General features: G+C 70.4%; 20 protein-coding genes and 1 pseudogene. 17 read left to right on the top strand and 4 right to left on the bottom strand.

Annotated features, from left to right (window positions below; translation table 11 throughout):
• Window positions 1-93: 93 nt before the first annotated feature.
• Window positions 94-1266 carry a beta-propeller fold lactonase family protein gene (locus AB0C01_RS11785; RefSeq protein ID WP_357249848.1) on the top strand — a complete coding sequence of 391 codons (1173 nt, stop codon included), beginning with the start codon at window positions 94-96 and terminating at the stop codon, window positions 1264-1266.
• Window positions 1267-1366: 100 nt separating this feature from the next.
• On the opposite strand, the gene AB0C01_RS11780 is transcribed toward AB0C01_RS11785, so the two are convergent.
• Window positions 1367-1711: a DUF1330 domain-containing protein gene (locus AB0C01_RS11780; protein ID WP_357249845.1), complete on the bottom strand. Its 345-nt coding sequence runs from the start codon at window positions 1709-1711 to the stop codon at window positions 1367-1369.
• 121 nt (window positions 1712-1832) lie between these two features.
• Here AB0C01_RS11780 and AB0C01_RS11775 point away from each other — a divergent pair, with 121 nt between their 5' ends.
• The 8 genes and pseudogenes from AB0C01_RS11775 (at window position 1833) to AB0C01_RS11740 (ending at window position 10075) form a co-directional block, all read left to right on the top strand.
• On the top strand, window positions 1833-2651 hold the full coding sequence (locus AB0C01_RS11775) for a helix-turn-helix transcriptional regulator (protein WP_357570999.1): 819 nt from the start codon (window positions 1833-1835) through the stop codon (window positions 2649-2651).
• 159 nt (window positions 2652-2810) lie between these two features.
• Window positions 2811-3485, top strand: a pseudogene (locus AB0C01_RS11770) (CDP-alcohol phosphatidyltransferase family protein); the annotation flags it as partial.
• A 211-nt stretch (window positions 3486-3696) separates the two neighbouring features.
• Window positions 3697-5358, top strand: a complete 1662-nt coding sequence (locus tag AB0C01_RS11765; protein ID WP_357249839.1) for a sulfatase-like hydrolase/transferase — start codon at window positions 3697-3699, stop codon at window positions 5356-5358.
• 41 nt (window positions 5359-5399) lie between these two features.
• Window positions 5400-6200, top strand: coding sequence for an FkbM family methyltransferase (locus AB0C01_RS11760; RefSeq protein WP_357570998.1), 801 nt, complete (start codon window positions 5400-5402; stop codon window positions 6198-6200).
• A 126-nt stretch (window positions 6201-6326) separates the two neighbouring features.
• Window positions 6327-6746 (top strand): ASCH domain-containing protein, encoded by a 420-nt coding sequence (locus AB0C01_RS11755; RefSeq protein WP_357570997.1) that lies wholly within the window; start codon window positions 6327-6329, stop codon window positions 6744-6746.
• Between the two features lie 69 nt (window positions 6747-6815).
• Entirely contained in the window at window positions 6816-7580 is a 765-nt protein-coding gene (locus AB0C01_RS11750; protein ID WP_357570996.1) for an ABC transporter ATP-binding protein, read from the top strand.
• On the top strand, window positions 7577-9469 hold the full coding sequence (locus AB0C01_RS11745) for a hypothetical protein (RefSeq protein ID WP_357570995.1): 1893 nt from the start codon (window positions 7577-7579) through the stop codon (window positions 9467-9469). The genes AB0C01_RS11750 and AB0C01_RS11745 overlap by 4 nt, the downstream gene beginning before the upstream one ends.
• Window positions 9470-9553: 84 nt before the next feature.
• Entirely contained in the window at window positions 9554-10075 is a 522-nt protein-coding gene (locus AB0C01_RS11740) for a hypothetical protein (protein ID WP_357570994.1), read from the top strand.
• A 52-nt stretch (window positions 10076-10127) separates the two neighbouring features.
• On the opposite strand, the gene AB0C01_RS11735 is transcribed toward AB0C01_RS11740, so the two are convergent.
• Genes AB0C01_RS11735 through AB0C01_RS11725 form a run of 3 tightly spaced genes read right to left on the bottom strand, consistent with a single transcriptional unit; the run spans window position 10128 to window position 12719 of the window.
• A complete protein-coding gene (locus AB0C01_RS11735; protein WP_357249822.1) occupies window positions 10128-10832 on the bottom strand; it encodes a permease-like cell division protein FtsX in 705 nt (234 codons plus the stop codon).
• A gap of 59 nt (window positions 10833-10891) precedes the next feature.
• Complete coding sequence (locus AB0C01_RS11730; protein ID WP_357570993.1) at window positions 10892-11551, bottom strand: response regulator transcription factor; 660 nt, start codon at window positions 11549-11551, stop codon at window positions 10892-10894.
• Window positions 11535-12719 carry a histidine kinase gene (locus AB0C01_RS11725; RefSeq protein WP_357570992.1) on the bottom strand — a complete coding sequence of 395 codons (1185 nt, stop codon included), beginning with the start codon at window positions 12717-12719 and terminating at the stop codon, window positions 11535-11537. Before AB0C01_RS11725 ends, AB0C01_RS11730 begins: the two co-directional genes overlap by 17 nt.
• 144 nt (window positions 12720-12863) lie before the next feature.
• Between AB0C01_RS11725 and AB0C01_RS11720 the strand changes: the two genes are divergently transcribed.
• From AB0C01_RS11720 to AB0C01_RS11685, 8 genes are all read left to right on the top strand, one after another.
• Window positions 12864-13760: a hypothetical protein gene (locus AB0C01_RS11720; protein WP_357570991.1), complete on the top strand. Its 897-nt coding sequence runs from the start codon at window positions 12864-12866 to the stop codon at window positions 13758-13760.
• A gap of 58 nt (window positions 13761-13818) precedes the next feature.
• Window positions 13819-14730, top strand: a complete 912-nt coding sequence (locus tag AB0C01_RS11715; protein WP_357570990.1) for an ATP-binding cassette domain-containing protein — start codon at window positions 13819-13821, stop codon at window positions 14728-14730.
• The gene (locus AB0C01_RS11710; RefSeq protein WP_357570989.1) at window positions 14727-15437 is read left to right on the top strand and encodes a hypothetical protein; all 711 of its coding nucleotides are present in this window, start codon (window positions 14727-14729) and stop codon (window positions 15435-15437) included. Before AB0C01_RS11715 ends, AB0C01_RS11710 begins: the two co-directional genes overlap by 4 nt.
• Before the next feature lie 51 nt (window positions 15438-15488).
• Window positions 15489-16286, top strand: a complete 798-nt coding sequence (locus AB0C01_RS11705; protein WP_357249805.1) for a PrsW family intramembrane metalloprotease — start codon at window positions 15489-15491, stop codon at window positions 16284-16286.
• Between the two features lie 148 nt (window positions 16287-16434).
• The gene (gene fdh / locus AB0C01_RS11700) at window positions 16435-19710 is read left to right on the top strand and encodes a formate dehydrogenase (protein WP_357570988.1); all 3276 of its coding nucleotides are present in this window, start codon (window positions 16435-16437) and stop codon (window positions 19708-19710) included.
• A gap of 3 nt (window positions 19711-19713) precedes the next feature.
• The gene (locus AB0C01_RS11695; RefSeq protein ID WP_357570987.1) at window positions 19714-20763 is read left to right on the top strand and encodes a 4Fe-4S dicluster domain-containing protein; all 1050 of its coding nucleotides are present in this window, start codon (window positions 19714-19716) and stop codon (window positions 20761-20763) included.
• Window positions 20760-21836, top strand: coding sequence for an NrfD/PsrC family molybdoenzyme membrane anchor subunit (nrfD, locus tag AB0C01_RS11690; RefSeq protein ID WP_357570986.1), 1077 nt, complete (start codon window positions 20760-20762; stop codon window positions 21834-21836). Before AB0C01_RS11695 ends, nrfD begins: the two co-directional genes overlap by 4 nt.
• A gap of 50 nt (window positions 21837-21886) precedes the next feature.
• Complete coding sequence (locus AB0C01_RS11685; RefSeq protein ID WP_357570985.1) at window positions 21887-23143, top strand: OFA family MFS transporter; 1257 nt, start codon at window positions 21887-21889, stop codon at window positions 23141-23143.
• Window positions 23144-23185: the final 42 nt, after the last annotated feature.

Here is a 23185-nt window from a genome sequence, read left to right as displayed (position 1 = left end):
GTAAGACCGCCCTTCATGACTACATCCTCCGATAGCTTTCGAAGTAGAGGAAAACTCGTATTCCTCCCTTCGTGTGCGTAAAGGAGTTCAGTGATGAAGCGCAGCGTTGCGCTCGCGGCAGCCCTCCTGGCGGGTCTGACCAGCGTCGGATCAGCCCCCGGGACCGCTCTCGCCGACGGTGGTGGCCCCGGATACCACGACGACCGCAAGGGGGGTGAACACCACCACGGCGACGAGGGCGCGGTCTTCGTCCAGACCAACAAGGCCGAGGGCAACACCATCAAGGTGTACGACCGCGACGAGGACGGCCGTCTCACCAAGGCGGGCGAGTACGAGACCGGCGGGCTGGGCGGCTTCACCATCGGCGCGCCGCTCGACGCGCTGGCCTCGCAGGGCTCCCTGATCTACCACAAGGGGTTGCTCTTCGCCGTCAACGCCGGCAGCAACACCGTGACCGTCTTCGGTGTCGAGGGCACCAAGCTGCACAAGCTCCAGGTCATCTGGTCCGGGGGCCTGCTGCCGGTCAGCATCGCGGCCCGCGGCGACCTCGTCTACGTCCTCAACGCCGGTGGCGAGGGCTCGGTGCAGGGCTTCGAGCTGCACAAGGGCCGCCTGTCGCAGATCGAGGACGCCAACCGGTCGCTCGGGCTGCACAACGGCAACCCGCCCGCGTTCGGCACCGCCCCGGCGCAGGTCAAGATCGACCCGGACAGCGAGTTCGTCCTAGTGTCGACGAAGGGCGCCAACGTCATGTTCAGCTACGAGATCGGTCGCCACGGCGAGCTGGCCTCGAACCCCGTCATCAGCGACGCGGGGAACACCCCGTTCGGCTTCACCTTCGACAGCGAGGACTCGCTGCTGGTCACCGAGTCGGGTGCCAACGCGGTCAGCCGGTTCGAGCTGGAGGACGACGGCACGCTCGACCAGGTCGGACCGTCGGTGCCCAACGGTCAGCTGGCGCCGTGCTGGATCCAACGCGTCGGCGACTACTTCTTCGTCGCCAACGCCGGCAGCTCCACCATCAGCTCCTACCGGGTCAACGACGACGGCAAGCTCGAAATCGTCAAGAACGTCGCCGCCGACACCAACGGCGGGTCGATCGACATGACCACCAGCGACGGCTTCCTGTACGTCCAGAACGCCACCGCCGGCAACGTGCAGGGCTACGAGGTGAACGAGGACGGCTCGCTGAAGCTCGTCACCACCGTGGAGGGCCTGCCGAAGTTCGAGAACGGCATCGGCATGGAGGGCATCGCCGCCTCCTGAACGGCGTCATCCACTGGTCCCGGTCGCTCGCCGACCGGGACCAGTTCCGTGTGGTGCCCGCACCCGAGGGCCGCGCCCCGCCGAGGACCTGGCCCCGACGTCAGGAACCGACGGCCCGTCGGAGCACGGCAGCCAACTCCGCTGAGCGGTGGTCGGCCTCGACTCCCTCGACGAGGATCAACTCGCCCTCGAGATGCCTCGTCCGCAGGGGTTTGATCTCCTGGTACGCGGGCGAGTGGTACCAGGATCGGGCACTGGCCGAATCGGGAAACTCGACGATGACCAGGTCGCCCGACCACCCACCTTCGAGCACCTCGACAGACCCACCGTGGACGATGAACCGGCCACCGAAGGGCACCAGAGTGGCATCGATGCGCTCCAGGTATTCCAGCACCTCGGCATGGACGGGTGCCCGGCGCAGATGAGCAAGCGCGTACGCGGTCATGATTCTCCTTCGTTGCGGACGGGTCGTGGCCTTTCCGGAAATGATCGCGAGTGCCGGCGCTCGCTGTCGATTACGTCGCAGGTAATAGGGCGTAACCCGTTGTGGTCACTAGGGTCAGGGAGTGACGACCAGGACCAGGCCGGGCCGGGCGGTGGGGGAGCTGCTGCGCGACTGGCGTCGAGCCCGTGGGTTGAGTCAGCTCGACCTGTCGATCGGGGCGGGAGTGTCGGCCCGGCATCTGAGCTTCGTGGAGACTGGACGGTCCCGGCCAAGCCCGGACCTGATCCTGCGGCTGGCGGAGCAGCTCAACATGCCACTGGCGGAGCGCAACACGGTGCTGCTCGCCGGCGGATACGCCCCCGCCTATCCCAGCCAGGAGCTGAGCGACCCGGAACTCGCCCCGCTACGGGCCGCCGTACGGCAGATGCTCGACGGGCACAGCCCGTACCCCGCGGTACTCGTCGACCGGCACTGGCAGCTCGTCGAGGCCAACCCCGCCGTCGCCCTGTTCACCGACGGCGCGGCACCTCACCTGCTGACCCCACCGATCAACGTGCTGCGGCTCAGCCTGCACCCCGACGGGATGGCGTCAAGAATCATCAACCTGCCCGAGTGGCGGGCCCACCTGCTCGCCCGCCTGCGTCAGCAGGCCGCGATGACCACCGACCCGGTCCTGTCCGACCTGCTCGAAGAACTTCGCGGCTACCCCAGTGGCGACGACGTCGTGGCGCCCACCAGCGACGAACGGTCGCGTGTCGTCATACCACTGCGGTACCGCCACGGCGAGCGGGAGCTGTCCTTCATCAGCACCACCACCCTCTTCGGCACCCCGCTGGACGTCACCGTCGCCGGACTGGCCGTCGAGGCATTCTTCCCCGCCGATCCGGTGACCGCCGCCGCGCTGCACGCCCTCGGCACGCCCGGAGCCGGCACGCGCTGACCTCGACGCGTGTCGGGGTGTCCTGTCGGCACACGTCGGCCGGGGCGACTCCTCCCGCGTCCGCCATGCCGGCCGTGCCGCGGGCGTTTCAGAATGAACCTATCGGTCATATTTTCCGTGTTCCCGGTGAGGTCACCCCACCAGAGTCGCGGAGGCACGATGTCAACGGTTCGAACCGGTCCGGTCCTCGGACTGATCGTGCAGATCGCTCTGCTGGCGGTGCTTTCCGGCACGGTCGGTCTCGGCGCTGCGGGATGGGTGGCCGGCCTGGCGTACGGGGTGGGCCTGTGCGTCCTGCTCGGCCGGGGGATGTCCCGGTCGGCCGCGCGTGGTCTGAGCCCGGCGGACCGGGTGACCCTGAGCCGGGCGATCCTCGTCGGCGGCGTGACGGCCCTGGCCGCGGACGCGCTCACCCGGCCGGCGCCGATCGCGTTGATGGTCGCCCTGACCGCCGTGGCGCTGGCCCTCGACGCGGTGGACGGGTACACGGCCCGACGCACCGGGACCACGAGTGAGCTGGGCGCGCGCTTCGACATGGAGATCGACTCGTTCCTGGTGCTGGTGCTCTGCCTCCACGTCGCTCCGGCGGTCGGCGGCTGGGTGCTCGCGATCGGCGCGATGCGCTACGTCTTCGTCGCCGCGAGCTGGGTGCTGGGCTGGATGCGCGGGTCCCTGCCGCCGCGCTACTGGCGCAAGGTCGTCGCGGCGATCCAGGGCGTGGTGCTGCTGGTGGCCCTGGCGGACGCGCTGCCCGGACTGCTGACGACAGTGGTGTTGATGGCGTCGCTGGCGCTGCTGATCGAGTCGTTCGGCCGCGACGTCAGGTGGTTGTGGGTGACCCGGCACCGTCGCCGCACCCCGCTCCACAGCATCCTGGGCGTACCGGCCACGATGGTCCAGGTGAGCAGCCACCGCCCGACGGTTACCGCGACCCGCGGTGACATCGCCCGCGTCTGAGCCGCCCGTACACCGCACCGACCATGGAAGGATGCCCGGGTTGTCGCTCTTGACGCGAGTACGTGAGCTGCCGAGCCAGAGACGAGCGATGCGGGACGGGGTCCCGGGTGGCACCGCCGACGATGGCACCGCGGGCGCGGGTCGAGCGAGGCGTTCCGTCGCCGCCGGGCTGACGGCCGTCCTCGCCACGCTGCTCGTGCTGGTCGTCCTCACCATGCCGTACGACTTCGGCCGTCTCACCCCTGCCGCGTTCGTCCGGATCCCCCTGGAGGCGCTTCTGGTCGTGGCCCTCCTGCTCGCCCTGCCGCAGCGGGGCAGCCGACTGGTCGCCACCCTCGCCGGGGTGGCCCTCGGGCTGCTGGGCCTGCTGAAGTTGCTCGACCTGGGGTTCACGGCCGCGCTCAGTCGGGCGTTCGACCCGGTGCTCGACTGGGCGTTGCTCGACGAGGGGTTCGCCTTCCTCAGCGAGTCGTACGGCCGGCCCGCCGCGATCGGCGTCGCCGCCCTCCTGGCGGTGGTGCTCGTGGGACTGCCCGTCCTGGTGACGCTCTCGGTGCGGCGACTGCGACGGCTGGTGGTCGGGCACCGCACCGGCACCACCCGGGTGGTGGCCGCGCTCGTGGTCATCTGGGTGGCCTGCGCCGCGTTCGATGTGCGGGTGACGCCGGCCGTGCCGGTCGCCGACACGTCCGCGACGACCCTGGCCAACGGCCACGGCTTCCAGGTACGCCTGCGTCTGGACGACCGGAAGACGTTCTCCTCGCTGATCGAGGCCGACCCGTTCCGCGACACCCCGGGCGACCAGCTGTTGACCGCGCTGCGGGGCAAGAACGTGGTGGTCGCGTTCGTGGAGAGCTACGGCCGCGACGCCGTCGAGGACCCGGAGTTCGCGCCGCAGGTCGGTGCCGTCCTCGACGGCGGCACCAGCCGGCTGGGCGCCGCCGGCTTCGCCGCGCGGAGTGGCTTCCTCACCTCGCCGACGTTCGGTGGCGGCAGTTGGCTCGCGCACGACACGTTGCTCTCCGGCCTCTGGATCGACAACGACCAGCGTCACCGCACCCTGCTGGCGAGTGACCGGATGACCCTCAACGGCGCCTTCCGGCGGGCGAGTTGGCAGACCGTGGGAGTGATGCCCGCCGTCAGCAGGGCGTGGCCGGAGGGGTCGTTCTTCGGCTACCAGCGGTTCTACGACGCCAAGGCGCTCGCGTACCGTGGCCCGAAGTTCAGCTTCGGCACGATGCCGGACCAGTACACCCTGGCCAGTTGGCAGCGCCTGGAGCAGGCGAAGCCGGACGGCAACGTGATGACGGAGCTGGCGCTGGTGTCGAGCCACGCGCCCTGGACCCCCGTTCCGCCGATGCTCGACTGGGCCGCCGTCGGCGACGGGTCGGTCTACCGCGCCGCCGGCGCGGACGGGTCGGACGACGACCGGCGCCGGAACACCACCCAGATCCGGGCGGACTACCGCACGTCCATCGAGTACACGCTGAGCACGCTCATCTCCTACGTGCAGACCTACGGAGACGACGACCTCGTGTTCGTCTTCCTCGGCGACCACCAGCCCGCCGCGGTCGTCACCGGTGAGGACGCCAGCCACGACGTCCCGATCACGATCATCACGAAGGACCGGGCCGTGCTGGACCGGATCTCCGGGTGGGGTTGGCAGGACGGCCTCAAGCCGGGACCGCAGGCGCCGGTCTGGCGGATGGACACCTTCCGGGACCGGTTCCTGACCGCCTTCGGACCGTGACCCGGCCCGTCGCACCCCACCAACGGACTGGACCCAGACGCATGACGGCTACCACCGACACCAGGATCGCCGCGCTCCGGAGCGATCCGGCGATGTCCCCGCTGCACCGCTCGCTGGACGTCTACTACGGCGATCCCGAACGCGACGCGCGGATGGACGCCTTCTACTCCCGGTTCGTCACCGGTGGGGATCTCGTCTTCGACATCGGCTCCCACGTGGGTGACCACATCGGCAGCTTCCGCCGACTCGGAGCCCGGGTCGTCGCCGTGGAGCCGCAGCCGCTGTGCCTGCGCGCCCTGCGGGCGATCTACGCCGACGACGATCAGGTGAGGCTCGTCGACGCCGCGTGTGGCGCGGCCCCCGGCCGTACCCGGTTGCACCTGAACTCCACCAACCCCACCGTGTCGACCGCCTCGCCCGAGTTCGTGCGGGCGGCCCGGGGCGCGGGCGGGTGGGAGGGCGAGGTGTGGGACTCGGTCATCGAGGTCCCGGTGGTCACCGTCGACGCCCTGATCGACGAGTACGGCACGCCACGCTTCACCAAGATCGACGTGGAGGGTTTCGAGGACGAGGTGCTGGCCGGCCTGACTGGGCCACTGCCGGCGCTCTCGTTCGAATTCACCACCATCGCGCGCGCGGTCGCCGGTCGGTGTCTCGATCGCCTGACCGTGCTCGGCTTCGACGGCTTCGACGTCGCGCTGGGCGACGACAAGTCGATGACTTTCCAGAGCTGGGTAAGCGCGTACGACATGGCCGCGCACCTCGCCGCGCTGCCGCATTCCGCGAACTCCGGCGACGTCTACTGCGTATCCCCCGGCAGGAAGACCATCGCCACGCCGTAGCCGAGCGCGACGCCACATTACGCGTAGGGCCAGCGGCGGAGACCCCATCACCAGACCGTGCCGCGCCGCCGAGGGTTTGTCGACGACGGTTCTTCCGGCGCGCACCAGATCGCGTACCCTCCGCGGATGGACCTCGATGATCTTCCACTCGCCGAGTTCGCGTTTCCGGGGCCGCTCCGGGACACGCTGGTCGCCGCGATCCTCACTGGCGCGAAGACCTCGACGACCGGCCTGCTGGTCGGTTACGAGTGCGCGAACGAGCCGCTGCCCGAGGTGGGCCAACTGTCCGCCGTGGTGGACTCCGCCGGGCGGCGGGTCGCGGTCATCGAGTTGACCGACGTACGGGTGGTTCGGCTCGCGGACGTCGACCTGGCACACGCCCTGGGCGAGGGCGAGGGCGACGAGTCGGTGGCGCAGTGGCGGGCGGGGCACGAGACGTTCTGGCACAGCGCGGAGGTGCGCGAGGAACTGGGCAATCCCGACTTCACGGTCGACGACGACACCCTGGTCGTGACCGAGCGTTTCCGGCTGGTGCGCGTCGTCTGAGCACCAATGCCCACCGTGGACCGTCGGTAGCGGACCACACCGTCGTGCAAGGTCACCTATGCTCGGCGCGTGATTTCCCCGGCACTGGAGATTCGCGGCCTGGTGAAGACCTTCGGGGCGCATCGCGCGGTGGACGACATCGACCTGACGGTCCACTCGGGCACGTTCCACGGCATCGTCGGTCCCAACGGTGCGGGCAAGTCCACCACCATCGGAATGGCCGTCGGGCTGGTCACTCCGGACGCCGGTGAGATCCGCATCCTCGGGCACGACGCGCTGCGCGACCGCGGCCTGACCCGGGCGCTGACCGGGGTGTTGCCCGACAGCCTCGACTTCCCGGAACGCCTCACCGGCGCCGAACTGCTGCGCTACAGCGCCGGCCTGCGGGGGCTGCACCGCGTCGCGGCCACCGAACGCGCCGCCGAGCTGATCGAGGTGCTCGGTCTGGCCAAGGGCGCCGGCACACCACTCGCCGACTGCTCGACCGGCACCCGCAAGAAGCTCGGCCTCGCCCAGGCGCTGCTGCACGCCCCCCGGCTGCTCGTGCTCGACGAACCGTTCGAGGCGGTCGACCCGGTCTCCGCGGCCACCATCCGCCGGGTGCTGCGCCGGTTCGTGGGCGGCGGCGGCACCTGCGTGCTGTCCACCCACTCGATGCTGCTGGTCGAGCAGATGTGCGACGAGGTCACCGTGATCCATCAGGGCCGGGTCGCCGCCGCTGGGCCGGTCGCCGAGGTCGCCGCCGGCGGCAGCCTGGAGGAACGGTTCGTCGAGTTGGTCGGCGCCGACGCCTCCGGCAGCGCCGGCCTGGACTGGCTGACCGAGGCACGATGAGCGCGCAACCGCACGCCGGCGCCCTGCACACGATCGCGGTGCCGGCCCGGATGCGCGCGGCCATGCTGCGTCGCTCGCTGCGCGAGCATCCGGGACCCACGGTGGCCGGCCTGGCGGGTCTGCTCGCCGCCGTCTGGCTGATCCGGTACGCGCTGCGCGGTGACCAGCACACCCTCGCCCTGCTCGTCGGGGCGTGGGTGCTCGGCTGGATCGTGCTGCCGCTGCTGCTCGGCGGCGGGCGCGGCCGGGTCCGCCCAGCTCACCTACGGTTGGAGCCGATCGGTGGCCTCCCGGCCGCCACCGGTCTGCTCGCCGCGTCGGCGATCGGCATCGGCCCGGCCGTCTCACTCGTGGCGCTCGCCGCGCTGCCGGTGCACGCCGCTCGGCACGGCCTCGTCGCGGTCCTCGTCGCCGCCGTCGGCGCGGTGCTGCTCTGGTTGCTCGGGCTGATCGGTTCGGCGATCGCACTGGAGATCGTCGGCCACGCCGGCGGTCCGGCCGGGGCGCTGCTCACCGGCGTCCTCACCGGCACGGCGATGGGTGTCGCCGGGTCGCTCTGGGCGGTCTTCCCCTGGGTGTCGGTCCTGCTCGTCCGGGCGCCGGACGAGGTCGTCCGGGCCATGGGGTATGTGCCGAGTGCCTGGCCGGTCGCCGCCGCTTCCGGACCAACCGGGCAGGGGGTGCGCCTGATGGCGACCCTGGTGGGCATCGTGGCGCTCTGCGCCGCCGCGTACCTCCTGCTCGTGCGAAGGGTGATCACCACGGGCGTGCCGTTCCGGCCGCGCGGGACCACCGCGTTCCCGCCCGTGCGGCGCGACGGCGGTGAGCCGGCCGCGCGGCGCGCGACCACGGCGGCGTCACCGGCCGGAGACGGGCGTCCCGGGCGCGGCTGGCGGGCGTGGGTGCCGGCCGCGACGCGGGCGGTCGTGGGCCGTGAGGTACGGGCCTGGATGCGGCATCCGCTGCGGTTGCAGTATCTGGCGTTCGCGGTGGTGTACGGCGCGCTGCTCGCCGGGCTGCCGCTGCTGTCCGACGTGTACCTGCTGCTGCCGTGGGCCGGGTCGCTCGCCGTGCTCGGCGCGGCGGCGATGTCGGCGGGACTGGTCGGACTGGACGGCACCGCGTTGTGGCTGCCGCTCACCACACCTGGCGGCGAACGGGCCGAGGTCCGCGGTCGGGCCCTGGCCTGGCTGATGCTGATCACCCCGATCGGGGTGCTGCTCGCCGTCGTCGGTGTGCTCCTCGCGCCCGACGTCGACCCGCTGGCCGCGCTCTCCACCCTGCCGGCTCTGCTCGGCGCGGGCGCATCGGTGCCGGTGTGGGTGTCGCTGCTGCGGGTGCGGCCGGTAGCCGACCCACGGCACCCCACCTCGGCCGACAACCCCACCGACATCGTCAGCGTGCTGGTCGCCACCGGGTCCGGGATGGTGGCCGCCGCGCCGGTGCTCGCCCTGGTGATCTGGGGTCCGCCGGAGGTGGCGCCGCTGCTGCCCCTGGTCGGGCTGCTCGGCGGCGCCGCGGCCTGGTGGGGCGGCATCTGGTTGGCCGACGAACGCCTCACCCAGCGCGGAACCGACGTGCTCGCCGCGGCCGGCCAGCGGAGCCGACCCGCGGAGACGGTGCTCCCGCTGACCTGGGACGCGCAGTGGTACCGGGAGAACACCGCGACCGCGTGGGCACTCGGACTGCTCACGGTGGGGTGGATCCCGGTGATCCCGCAGGGGGTGATGCCGTTGGCGTTCGGGATCGACAGCGGGTGGATCGTGGCCGGTCACCTCAGCGGGAGCGCGCACACGGCGGCGGGGTTGGCGATGGTCGGGCTGGGCGTCGCGATGCTGCTCACCGGCCTGGTGCTGTGGGACCGCCGGCCGCGGCCGGGCCGCTCGTGATCGCCACCGTATCTTCTAGTCATGAGAATGGATGCCGCCTCGGCGTACGTGGTCCGGCGGAGCCGGCTCCGGACCGGACTGACGTTGGCGCTGTACAGCCTGTTACCGGTCACGGCCATCGTGGTCGGCCTGCAGGACCTGCGCGTCCGCTTTCTGTTCGTCATCCTCGGCGTGCTGTTCGAGGTCATCTTCGTCAGCATGGGGCTTCGTCGCGTGCGGAGCGCGATGCGGCGGGAGCTGCTCTTCGCCATTGACGAGCAGGGCGTCTATCTGGGTCCGGATGACTTCGGCCGGCCGGCGATGCGCGAGAAGTGGTCCAACATCGACGCGATCGTCTACTTCCACGGCCGGGTGTGGACGACCCGTAATCTGCCACCCATGACCCGTCACGTGGGCATCGTCCAGGGTGGCAGAATCGTCGCCTCCCGGGGGAGGGGCGGCTGGTGGCTGAACGTCCGGCGCGCCTCCGCGGCCGCTGCTCGGTTCGGCGGGGGAACGCCGGTGCTCAAGGCGCCGTTCTACGGCCAGATATCGCGGGAGTGGTTCCACACCATTCCCTTGCCGCCGAACTGGCTCGCCACCCACGCCGGATCTCGCAACAGGTGACTCCGAGCGCGACCCGCCCGGCGTGAGCTGATGTGTCTCTAGGGGAGTGCGACTACAGCATTTCGACGGGGACCAGATTGAGGCCGTCGACCCCGTCGAGTGTCATCAGGTGTGATACCCCGGAGCCCTTGCCATTCAGGGGATGCGCGAACCGCCACGACTCGTGCGGTATCAGCGCCTTGAGCTGCGTGGTCAGGTCACCCTTGCCCTGGCACCGCTTGCGCAGGCGCTCGTACGCGGCGGAACGGTCCTCGAACCCGACCGACGTCGCGTGTGGCAGTGCCCGGACGGCGTCGTGGATGGTGGCTCGTTGGTCGCTTGTCGCCGAGGTCTTCAACCGGACGATGACCCCGATCCGGGAGGGCCGAGGATCGGCGTCCGCCATCCGGAACGACACCCCGTCGACACCGTCGGCCTCGGCCATCACCAACTCGATCGCCTCGGCGATCAGAGAGTCGGTGACGGTGGCGTGCACCAGCTCGGGCGCGTACTCCGGCTTGAGATCCGCCAGCAGGTCGGGCTGGTCCTGGAAATCGGCCTTGGACCGCTCGTACACCTGGTCGCGGGTTTCGAGAGCCACGCCCTGCACGCTCGGCATCGACCGGAGTCGCTGCTGCACGGCGTCTCTCTGTGTCGCCGTCGCGTCGTTGTCCAGGAAGACGGTCAACGCGACGTCCCCGGAGTCGTCGGGCTTTCCGGTGCAGGTCGACAGGACCAGGAGGAGGGTTAGTGCCAGGGACCGTGCCACGCGACGCATGGGGCCGATGGTAGGTGATCGTGAAGCGCCACAGGCGCCCACGCGACGTGGTCAGGGACTCAGTCGAGCACTCCGGCCTGGTGGGCGAGGATCGCCGCCTGGACGCGGTTGGTCAGGCCCAGCTTCGCCAGGATCCGGCTGATGTGGGTCTTCACCGTCGCCTCGCTCAGGTAGAGCCCGGCCGCGATAGCGGTGTTGGACAGGCCGCCGCCGACGGCGACCAGGACCTCTCGTTCCCGCTCGGTGAGCACCGTGAGTCGTTGTTCGGCGTTGCTGCGTCGATCGGGGGTCGGGCCGGAGAACTGGCGGAGCAGTCTGCGGGTGACCCGTGGGGAGATCATCGCGTCGCCGCGCGCCGCGCTCCGCACCGCGTTGATCATGTCTTCGGCGGTGGCGTCCTTCAGCAGGAAACCGACGGCGCCGGAGCGAAGCGCCGTGTGCACGTACTCGTCGAGATCGAACGTGGTGAGCACCACGACGTGGGGCGGCCGGTCGAGCCGGGAGATCCGCTCGGTCGCGGTGAGCCCGTCGGTCCGCGGCATGCGGATGTCCATGAGGACGACGTCGGGCCGCAGCGTCCGTGCCAGCTCGACCGCCTGGGACCCGTCGGACGCCTCTCCCACGACCGTGATGTCCGGGGCCGCGTCGAGGATGGTGCGCAGCGTCGAGCGCACCATCCACTCGTCGTCGACGATCAACGTCCTAGTCGGTGCGGTCATGATCCTTCCCGGCTGCGATGGGTATCTCGGCGACCAGGCTGAATCCGCCGTCGGGGGTCGGATCCGAGGTCAGCTTCCCGCCGATCAGGTGGACGCGCTCGGCGAGGCCGAGGAGCCCGTGGCCGCCGACCGGCAGGGGAGGGGCGGTGGCCGGCCGTCCGCGCCCATTCCTGATCGTCACCCGCAGCGACTGCTGTGTCTGCCGGATGCATATCCGGGTTCGGGCGCCTGGCGCGTGCTTGTGCACGTTGGTCAGGGACTCCTGCACGATGCGGTAGGCGGCATGCTCGATGAGCAGCGGTAGGCGTTCCCCGGTCACGTTCCCCATCTCCAGGGTGACCGGTACGCCGAGCCGGCGGGAATCCTCGACAAGCGCATCCAGCTCGGCCAGGCCGGGCTGCGGGGCGAGTGGCGCGGCGTCAGCACCGCGCAGGATTCCCACCAGGGCGCGCAGTTCGGCAAGCGCCTCCCGCCCAATCGCCGCGATCTGCCGTCCCCGGGCCACCGCGTCCCGGCCCCTGGCCGACTCCAGTGCGGTGGCCTGAAGCACGATGAGCGCCACCCGGTGGGCGACGACGTCGTGCATGTCACGGGCGATGTTGGCGCGTTCGTCGCTGCGGGCCTGGATCACCCGCTGGTGCTGCTCGCGTTCGAGCCGCTCGGCCCGTTCCCGCATCCGCTCGATCAGCTCCCGCCGGGTCCCGACGTAGAGGCCGAGCAACGCTGGCGCGACGCAGATGGCAACGCTGAGCGGGATCGCCCCATCGGCACCGGAGTACCGCCAGATCGGGGTGCCGACCAGGACCACCGAGACGAGGACGCTGGCGGCGACCTTCGGCCATGCCGTGGTGCGCTCGGCCAGCGTGTAGAGCGCGAGCAGGACCGTCACGTGGGCCGACACGAGAAAGGTCGCACCCAGGGAGCAGGCCAGCAACAGCACCGGGGTCTGGCGCCGCCGCCAGGTCAGCAGCCCGACCGCGAGGCCGAGGGGGATGCCGAGCCACAGCGGAGGATAGCGGGGCCCGAAGCCGGCGATGGTGGGGCCGAAGAAATCTGTCCCGAACTCCCCGGTCGCCACGAGCACCGCGATGGCGCACGCCGCCAACGCGTCGATCAGCGGCTGGTGGCGGGACCAGCGCACCACCTGGTCCAGGAGACGCGACGTCATGATGGTGCCAGCGTAGGGCCGATCGACCGGCGCAGGCGTCGGTCGAAAGTTGTACACCACCCCCGTTGATCATCGCCGATGGACTGACCCGTTCCATCAGATCCGCCGACGCCCCGACCTGCCCGCCCCGGCGAGGGTGGGGGCATGGCCAGACCACGTCTCAATCCGCGAACAACGCAGCTCGTCTTCGGTGTCTTCGCGGTCACCGCGGGTGCCTTGATCGCGCTGCGTACCGACCCACCGCACCCGCACTTCACGACCGCGGGGACGTACGGTTACGCGCTTGCCGCGGTGCTGTCGTTCGGCGGCTGGCTCGCGCTCGGGCGCCCCGCACTCGCCGCCCGTACCCGCCAGGTGCTGATCGTCTTCCACCTGCTCTTCGTACCGGCGCAGTTCCTGTTCCTGTTCGCCCACGACTCGCCGTGGCTCGGCATGGCGCTGTCCTCGGCGATCGTGGGTGGTCTGAAGCCGCGCTTTCCCCGGCTGGGTCGGATGGCGCGGAAGGTGTGGCTGACGCTGCACGTCGGCATCGGGGTCGGCTGGCTGGGCATCGCGACGGGCATGCTGCTGCTGGCGATCATCGGGGCGACGGCCGACAGCCACGAGATGCAGCACGGGGCCTACCTGTTGCTGAGCAAGTTCGATGTCTTCCTGGCGATTCCGAGTGCATTGCTGACGATCATCATCGGTGTCGTGGTTTCGCTCGGCACCCCGTGGGGCCTGCGCAAGCACAAGTGGGTGCTGGCCAAGCTGGTCATCGCCCTCGCCATACCTCTCCTGGCGGGCGTCGAGGGCCCCTGGATCGAGGAGCTTGAGGCCCGCGGCGCAGCGGGACTGATCGAGCCCGGCACCACGGGGATGCTGCTCGTCGGCGCCATGGGGCTGTTCACCGTCCTGCTGTGGACCGCGACGATCCTCTCCGTCGTCAAGCCCGGCGGGCGTACCCGGTGGGGCCGCCGCACGGAGGAGCGCCGGCCCGCCCCGAACGCCGATGCCGCGCGTCCGGTCGCGGCCAGCACCGTTGCCCCGTCCTCCCGATGACCCGGATTCGTCCTCGACGCGTGCGAACGGAACACGTCCCAGAAGGAGAAGAAAGTCCATGACCAGTTCGTACGCCATCGAGGTTGCGGCGCTGACGAAGACGTTCGGCACGCTCAGAGCCGTCGACGGCCTGAGCTTCACCGCCGAGTACGGCAGCGTGGTCGGCTTCATCGGCCCCAACGGCGCGGGCAAGACCACCACCATGCGCTCGCTCGTCGGGCACATCCGGCCGGACAGCGGCCGGGCACACGTCGCCGGACGCCCCTACCGGGAGTTGGCCGACCCGTTGGGCACCGTCGGCACCGTCCTGGAGGCCGGCGCCGTGCACCCGGGCCGCAGCGGCCGCAACCATTTGCGGATCCTGGCCCGCCAGGCCGGGCTCTCCAAGCGGCGGGTCGAGGAGGTCATCGACGACGTCGGGTTGGAGAGCGCTGCCGGCCGCCGGGCGGGCGGCTACTCGCTCGGCATGCGTCAGCGGCTCGCCCTGGCAGCGGCCCTGCTCGGCGACCCGGCGATCCTGATAGTCGACGAGCCCGCCAACGGGCTGGACCCCGAGGGCGTCCGCTGGCTGCGCGAGTTCCTCCGTGGCCTCGCCGCCGAGGGCCGTGCCGTGCTGGTGTCCAGTCACGGGCTGGCCGAGCTCGCGCTGATGGTCGACAAGGCGGTCGTGGTCGGGCACGGCCAGCTCATCGCCCAGGAGACGCTGGCCGGGCTGAGAAAGCTCGCCGGCGACCCGACGGTGCGGATCAGTGTCCCCGAGCCGGACCGTCTCGCCGGTCTGCTGGCCGCACGGGGCCACCAGGTGCTCGAACGCACCGGGACCACCCTCACCGTCGCCGGAAACGACCCGCGCGCCGTCGGCCGGGTCGCCTTCGACAACGGCATCGGCGTGGACCGCCTTCTCGTTACTGAGCCCTCATTGGAGGAGGCCTACTTCCGCCTCACCCGTGGAAAGGAATCGATCCGATGATCGCACTGACCCGCGCCGAGCTGATGAAACTCCGTACCGTGCGGTCGACCTGGGCGGTGCTCCTCGTCCTTCCGGTCGTGGCCTTCATCAGCCTGCTGGATGTCGCACTGGACCAGGTGGAGGACAACACGAGCGTCGTCGACTTCATGGACGTCTCGCTCGTCGTGGTGGGCGTGGTCGTGGCCGCCCTGGCCGCGGCCGTGGTCGGCAGTGAGTTCGTCCGCCGGACGGTGGGCCTCCACTACCTGGCAGTGCCGCGGCGCTTCCCCGTGCTCGGCGCCAAGGTGTCGGCGTTCGCCTGCGTCGGCGCCGTCCTCGGGCTGCTGTCCACGCTGCTGGCGACCGCTGTCGTCACACCGATCGCCATGGGTCGGGACGTCGTGCTCGACGGACCGGGCGAGGCCGTCCTTCGCATCCTGGCCGTGACGGCGGCGATCAGCGTGCTGGGCGCGCTCGGCGCCGCCATCGGGGTGCTGGTGCCCCAGCCGGCCATCGCCGTCGGGGCAGTCATCGGATGGCAGTTCGTCGAGATGCTCCTCGGGTTTGCCTTCGGTATCGGCCACTACCTGCCGATCGGCCTCGTCGAGACAGTCGCCCATCTGGGCGGCACGGTGGCGTTGCCGGTGGCGTTCGGACTCCTGTTCCTGTACGCCGCGAGCGCCGTGGGCGTCGCCCTGCTCGTCGCGAGGCGCCGCGACCTCACCTGAACCGAGCACGGAGTTGGCGTTTCGTAACCTGGATCCGCCAGACTGCGCGGTATGGGAGATCGTTGGCGTCGGTGGGCGTGGGTCGGGGTGCTCGTCGTCGGGCTGGTTCTCTACCTGGCGGTGCTGCGGACGCTGGTCAGCACCAAGAATCCGAACTTCGTCCCGGCGCTCATCCTGCTCGGCGCGACGCTTGTGCCGTTGACGTTCCTGACGTTCGCGCAGGCGCGTACCGGTCGGTGGCAGGTGCCGGCGTCGGTGCTGGTGACGTCGGCGTTCTTCGGCGGGGTGATCGGCACGGTGGTCGCCGGCACGCTGGAGTACGACACCCTGCGCGGCCTCGGCGCCCTGCCCATGCTGTTCGTGGCGTTGATCGAGGAGTCGGCGAAGCTGATCGTCCCGGTGGTGCTGCTGTTCACGGTGGTGGCCCAGCATCGGCGTCGGGTGCCCTCGGACGGGTTGATCATCGGTATCGCCGCCGGCATGGGTTTCGCCGCGCTGGAGACGATGGGGTACGCCTTCACCGCGCTGCTGAGTTCGCAGGGCAACATCGGCGCGGTGGAGCAGACCCTGTTCATCCGTGGCCTGACCGCGCCCGCCGGGCACACCGCGTGGACCGGGCTGACCGCCGGCGCGCTGTGGGCGCTGTTGGCCAGCCCGAGCGTCGGCCGGCTCTTCGGCTTCCTCGGCACGTTCCTGGGTGTCGTCGTTCTGCACACCCTGTGGGACACGTTCTCCGGTTCACTGGTCTTCGTCGTGCTGGCGATCATCAGCATCGGCTGGCTGCTCTGGGAGCTGCGCCGCTACCGGGCCTTCGGTGACCACCGGGTTGGGCAGCTCCAGCCGAACTGACCCTCGCCGTACACCACCATGCCTTTCCCGGCCTGCTTGCGAGGGCCGGGGAAGGCATGACTGTTGGTGATCTCGCTGCGATCGGGTTGGTGCCTCGTCTACTGTCAGGCTGTTCACATTTGGTGTGATTAGTCGGGAAGGTGTGGCGATGGGGGTGCGGACCTGGATCGAGGGCTGGCCGGTCTACCGCCAGCTCACCGGCACCGACCCGCTCGGCCGGGGTACGGCGGCCGAGTCCGACGGATCCCGGGCGCTCACCGCCCGCACCGACACCGCCGACTCGATGGCCCGGTCCGTCTGCCCGTACTGCGCCGTCGGCTGCGGCCAGCGGGTGTACGTCAAGGACGGCCAGGTCAGCCAGATCGAGGGCGATCCGGACAGCCCGATCTCGCGGGGTCGGCTCTGCCCGAAGGGCTCGGCCAGCAGGAGCCTGGTGACCAGCCCGCTGCGGCAGACGACGGTCCGCTACCGCCGGCCGTACGGCACCGAGTGGGAGGACCTCGACCTTGACACGGCGATGAACATGATCGCCGATCGGGTCCTGGCCGCCCGGGACGAGACCTGGGAGGACGTCGACGTCGAGGGTCGGCCGCTGAACCGGACGCTGGGGTTCTCCAGCCTGGGTGGGGCGACGCTGGACAACGAGGAGAACTACCTCATCAAGAAGTTGTTCACCGCGATGGGGGCTCTCCAGATCGAGAACCAGGCCCGTATTTGACACTCCGCCACCGTCCCCGGTCTGGGGACCAGCTTCGGTCGCGGCGGCGCCACCCAGTTCCAGCAGGACCTGTCGAACTCCGACGTGATCGTCATCCAGGGTTCGAACATGGCCGAGGCGCACCCGGTGGGCTTCCAGTGGGTGATGGAGGCCAAGCGTCGGGGCGCGAAGGTGTTCCACGTCGACCCACGGTTCACCCGTACCAGCGCGCTGGCTGACTCGTACCTGCCGATCCGGGCCGGCACCGACATCGCCCTGCTCGGCGGGGTGATCCGCTACATTCTCGACAACGAGCTGGACTTCCGGGAGTACGTCGTCGCCTACACCAACGCGGCGACGATCGTGACCGACGAGTTCGCCGACACCGAGGACATGCACGGGCTCTTCTCCGGCTTCAACGACGACAACGCCACCTACGACCAGGCCAGTTGGCGGTACGAGGGACACCGTCAGACCCAGACGACCCGCGACAGCGAGACGCAGCGGGAGACCGCGGCCGGGCTGGAGAACGAGTCGCACGGCGCACCGGTCGGTGGGCAGACCGAACGCGACGAGACGTTGCAGGACCCGCGCTGCGTCTACCAGATCCTCAAGCGGCACTACTCCCGCTACACCCCGGAGATGGTGGAACGGGTCTGCGGCATCCCGCAGGACAAGTTCCTCGAACTGGCCCAGGCGTGGACGGAGAACTCCGGCCGCGACCGCACCGGCATGCTCGTCTACTCCGTCGGGTGGACGCAGCACAGCGTGGGTGTGCAGTACATCCGCACCGGCGCGATCATCCAGCTGCTGCTCGGCAACGTGGGCCGTCCGGGTGGCGGGGTGATGGCGCTGCGGGGGCACGCCAGCATTCAGGGCTCGACGGACATTCCGACGCTGTTCAACCTGCTGCCCGGATACCTGCCGATGCCGCACCACGCCAACCACCCGACCCTGGCCAAGTGGGTGGACAGCATCGCGCACCCCGGGCAGAAGGGCTTCTGGGGCAACGCCCGCACCTACGGCGTCAACCTGCTCAAGGCGTACTGGGGTGACGCGGCCACCGCCGACAACGACTACTGCTACGGCTACCTGCCGCGGATGACCGGCGACCACGGCACGTACCAGCAGGTGCTCGACATGATCGACGGGAAGATCAAGGGGTACTTCCTGCTGGGTCAGAACCCGGCGGTCGGCTCGGCGCACGGTCGCGCGCAGCGCCTCGGCATGGCTAACCTGGACTGGTTGGTGGTCCGGGACCTGTTCGAGATCGAGAGCGCCACGTTCTGGAAGAACGCTCCGGAGATCGAGACCGGCGAGATCATGACGGGGGAGTGCCGGACCGAGGTGTTCTTCCTGCCCGCCGCCTCGCACGTGGAGAAGGAGGGCACGTTCACCCAGACGCAGCGGCTGTTGCAGTGGCGGGAGAAGGCCGTCGAGCCGCCGGGCGACGCCCGCTCCGAGCTGTGGTTCTTCTACCACCTCGGGCGGATCGTCCGGGAACGGCTGGCGACGTCGACGAAGCCGCGCGACCGTGCCCTGCTCGACCTCAACTGGAACTACCCCACGCACGGTCCGCACGCGGAGCCGAGCGCCGAGTCGGTGCTCTACGAGATCAACGGGTACGACGTGGCGACCGGCCGGCCCCTGTCGTCCTTCACCGAGATGAAGGACGACGGCTCCACCGCGGGCGGTTGCTGGATCTACACCGGGGTGTACGCCGACGGCGTCAACCAGGCCGCCCGCCGCAAACCAGGCGCGGAACAGTCCCTGGTGGCCCCGGAGTGGGGGTGGGCGTGGCCGGCGAACCGGCGCATCCTCTACAACCGTGCGTCCGCCGACCCGGACGGCAACCCGTGGAGTGAGCGCAAACGCTACGTGTGGTGGGACGCGGAGAAGGGCGAGTGGACCGGTTACGACGTGCCGGACTTCGAGAAGACCAAACCGCCGTCGTACCGACCGGCCAAGGACGCCTCGGGCGTGGCGGGCATCGCCGGCGACGACCCGTTCATCCTCCAAGGTGACGGCAAGGGCTGGCTGTACGCGCCCACCGGCGTGCTCGACGGACCCATGCCCACGCACTACGAGCCGGTGGAGTCGCCGGTGCGTAACCCGCTCTACCGGCAGCAGGCCAACCCGACCCGCAAGGTCTACACGCACCCGATCAACACGCTCAACCCGAGCCCACCGGAACCACACAGCCAGGTGTTCCCGTACGTGTTCACGGTCAGCCGGCTCACCGAGCACCACACCGCTGGTGGGATGAGTCGGACCGTCCGGACGCTTGCCGAGCTGCAACCGGAGATGTTCGTGGAGGTGTCACCGGAGTTGGCGGTCGAGCGCGGGCTCACCCACCTGGGGTGGGCGCACCTGGTGACCGCCCGCGCCGCCATCGAGGCGAAGGTGTTGGTGACCGACCGGCTCACCCCGCTGCGGGTGGACGGTCGGATCATCCACCAGGTGTGGTTGCCGTACCACTTCGGTTTCGAGGGTCTGGTGACCGGCGACTCGGCCAACGACCTGTTCGGGATCAGTCTGGATCCGAACGTCCTGATCCAGGAGAGCAAGGTCGGCACCTGCGACATCCAGCCGGGGCGACGCCCGCGGGGACTCCAGCTCCAGGAACTCGTCGTCGACTACCGGCGGCGCTCCGGGGACCTCAACCCGCACTACCCACCGCAGGTCACGACCGACTCCACCGACGGCGGCCCGGACCAGGAGGTCTGACCCATGCCCCACGCCAACGCCCTGTACGGCCCGCTGGATCCGGCCCCGGACGCCGGTTACGAGAACGCGCCGCCGCGGATGGGGTTCTTCACCGACACCAGCGTCTGCATCGGTTGCAAGGCCTGCGAGGTGGCCTGCAAGGAGTGGAACGGCGTCCCGGAGAGTGGCCTGGACCTGCTCGGCATGTCGTACGACAACACCGGCGCGCTGACCGCGAACTCGTGGCGACACGTCGCGTTCGTCGAGCAGCCCCGCCGGGCCGGCCTGGCGACCCCCGCGTTCGAGCAGAACCCGGACGGGCCGGCGATCAGCCCGGCGACGGCGGCGCTCGGCGCGCTGACAAGCGTCGACACCGGGACCAACCCGGGGTTGCCCACCGGGTCGCCCGCGGCGGCGACGCGCATGTCGGCCGGGCCGCAACCGGAGTTCCTGGGGATGCCGGGGGCGCAGCCGCCGGGCCGGGGGACGGGCGTCGAGGAGCGTACCGATTTCCGGTGGTTGATGATGTCGGACGTCTGTAAGCACTGCACGCATGCGGCTTGTTTGGATGTGTGTCCGACGGGTTCGTTGTTCCGGACGGAGTTCGGGACGGTGGTGGTGCAGGAGGACATCTGCAACGGGTGTGGGTACTGCATTTCGGCGTGTCCGTATGGGGTGATCGATCAGCGTAAGGATGACGGTCGGGCGTGGAAGTGCACGCTGTGTTATGACCGGTTGGGTGCGGGGATGACGCCGGCGTGTGCGCAGGCGTGTCCGACGGAGTCGATCCAGTACGGGCCCCTGGAGGAGTTGCGGGAGCGGGCGGCCACGCGGGTCGCGACGTTGCGGGGGCGGGGGGTGCCGGAGGCTCGCCTGTACGGGCACGATCCGCATGATGGTGTGGGTGGTGACGGGGCGTTCTTCCTGTTGTTGGACGAGCCCGAGGTGTACGGGTTGCCGCCGGATCCGGTCGTGACGACCCGTGACCTGCCGAAGATGTGGAAGCGCGCCGGGCTCGCCGCCCTCACCATGGCGGCTGCCACCGTGTTCGCGTTCCTCGGAGGTCGGTCATGACCGACCGGCCAGCGAACGAGCCGGCCGGCGCCCGGTTCCGCGAGTTCCAGGACCGCGTCGACCAGGCCGTCGGGCAGCGCCAGCGCGGCCGGGGTCGCGGTCACGACGGCGAGCAACTGACCGTGCCGGTGGCCGACTTCACCTCCTACTACGGCCGGCCGGTCCTCAAACCGCCGGTGTGGAAGCACGACATCGCCGGTTACCTGTTCACCGGGGGCCTCGCCGCCGGGGGCGCGTTGATCGGCGCGGGCGCCCAACTGACCGGCCGGCCCGGCCTGCGTCAGGTGGGGAGGTGGACCGCGCTCGGCGGCGTCACCGCCAGCGCGTACCTGCTGGTGCACGACCTCGGGCGGCCCGCCCGGTTCCACCACATGCTCCGGGTCGCCAAGCTGACCTCGCCGATGTCGGTCGGCACCTGGATCCTCACCGTCTTCGGGCCACTGGCCGGTGTCGCCGCGATCGCCGAACTGGCGCCGCGGCTGCCGCAACACGGTGTGCTCGGCCTCGCCCGCCGGCTGGCACCCCCGGTCGGCAACGCCGCCGGCCTGGCCGCCGCGGCCACCGCCCCGGCGCTGGCCACCTACACCGGGGTGCTGCTCGCCGACACCGCCGTACCGTCCTGGCACGACGCGTACCCGTCGTTGCCGTTCGTGTTCGCCGGCAGCGCGCTCGCCGCCGCGTCCGGGGTCGGACTGATCGCGGCGCCCGCCGCGGAGACCACCCCGCTGCGGCGACTCGTCCTCGCCGCCGCGAGCACCGAGTTGATCGGCGGTCGCCGGCTGGAGCGGATGGGCCTGACCGGCGAGCCCTACACGCACGGTCGCAGCGGCCAACTGGTCCGGGCGGGCCGGGTGCTTCTCGGTGTGGGCACCGTCGCCGCGTTGTTCAGCCGGCGGAGCCGGATCCTGTCCGCGCTCGCCGGCGCCGCGCTTGTCGCATCGTCGGTGGCCACCCGGTTCGGCGTCTTCGAGGCGGGCATGGCGTCGGCGCGCGACCCGAAGTACACGGTCGTGCCGCAACGGGAGCGGCGCGACCGCAGGGAGGGCCGGTCGCCGGCCGAGAAGGGGACATAGCTCGACCAGCAGGCGCCAGCCAATGAGCCAGCAGACGGGGGACTCAGCTCATGGCACACTCCGCAACCGACCAAGGAAGATCCGCGCCGACGCGGGGCCGATGGGGTCTCGTCGTCGCCGCGGTGCTCGTCCAACTCGCGCTCGGCGCGGTGTACGCGTGGAGCGTGTTCAACAAGCCGTTGCAGGACGAATTCGGCTGGGCCAAGTGGGAGGCCGTGCTGCCGTTCGAGGTGGCGATCGGCACGATCTTCATCGGCAGCCTGATCGGCGGTCGCATCCAGGACCGACGTGGCCCGCGACCGGTCGCGCTCGGCGGTGGGGTGCTCTACGCGGTCGGCAACATGCTGGCCTCGCTCACGTCGTCGGAGGACGACCTGTGGTTGCTGGTGCTCACCTACGGGGTGCTGGGGGGAATCGGCCTGGGGGCCGCGTACATCACCCCGATCGCGATGCTCGCCAAGTGGTTCCCGGACCGGCGCGGCCTGATCACCGGCATCGCGGTCGCCGGGTTCGGCTTCGGCGCCGTGATCGTCGCGCCGGTGGCGAAGGGGCTGCTCAACGGCACCGACGATCCCACCCACGTGTTCTTCCCACTGGGCGTCGCGTACCTGATCGCGATCCTGCTCGGGGCGTCGTTCTTCCGTAACCCGCCGGCGGGTTACCAGGTGCCCGGGTTCACGCCGAAGACCGCCGGTCGGGCCATCGCCGGCACCCGGGTCTACACCCTGCGCGAGGCTCTGCGCACCCGGCAGTGGTACCTGCTCACCGGCATCCTGGCGCTCAACGTCACCTGTGGCATCGCGCTGATCTCCCAGGCTTCCGATGCCGCCCAGGTGATCACCGGGGCCAGTGCGGCGGCGGCCGCCACCCTGGTCGGTGTGCTCGGTCTGTTCAACGGGGCCGGGCGGGTGGCCTGGGCGTGGTTGTCCGACCGCACCGGGCGGATGCCGGCGTTCCTGGGGATGCTGCTGCTCCAGGCGATCTGCTTCTTCATCCTGCCGCACGCCGCGTCGCTGGCGCTCTTCGCGGTCCTGGCCGCCCTGGTCTACCTGGCGTACGGCGGCGGATTCGGCACGATGCCCGCCACCGCGGCCGACTACTTCGGCACGCCCAACGGCGGTGCCATCTACGGCGCGATGATCGTGGCCTGGAGCATCGGCGGCGTGGTCGGACCACTTGTCACGTCGCTGCTCTACGAGGCGAGCGGCAAGAGCTACACGCTGCCGTTCACGGTCATCGCGATCGTCGCCCTCATCGCGCTGATCCTGCCGCCGATCACCCGGATGCCGTCCGAGCCCAACCCCTAACAGCCCGCCCACCGCGCCGCTGCCCCGTCGATCATGGAGTTG

This window comes from Micromonospora sp. NPDC048905, assembly GCF_040649655.1.
Taxonomy (GTDB): Bacteria; Actinomycetota; Actinomycetes; order Mycobacteriales; family Micromonosporaceae; genus Micromonospora.
The sequence above is the reverse complement of the archived record's forward strand: the minus strand, read 5'-3'. Positions and strand labels throughout refer to the sequence as shown.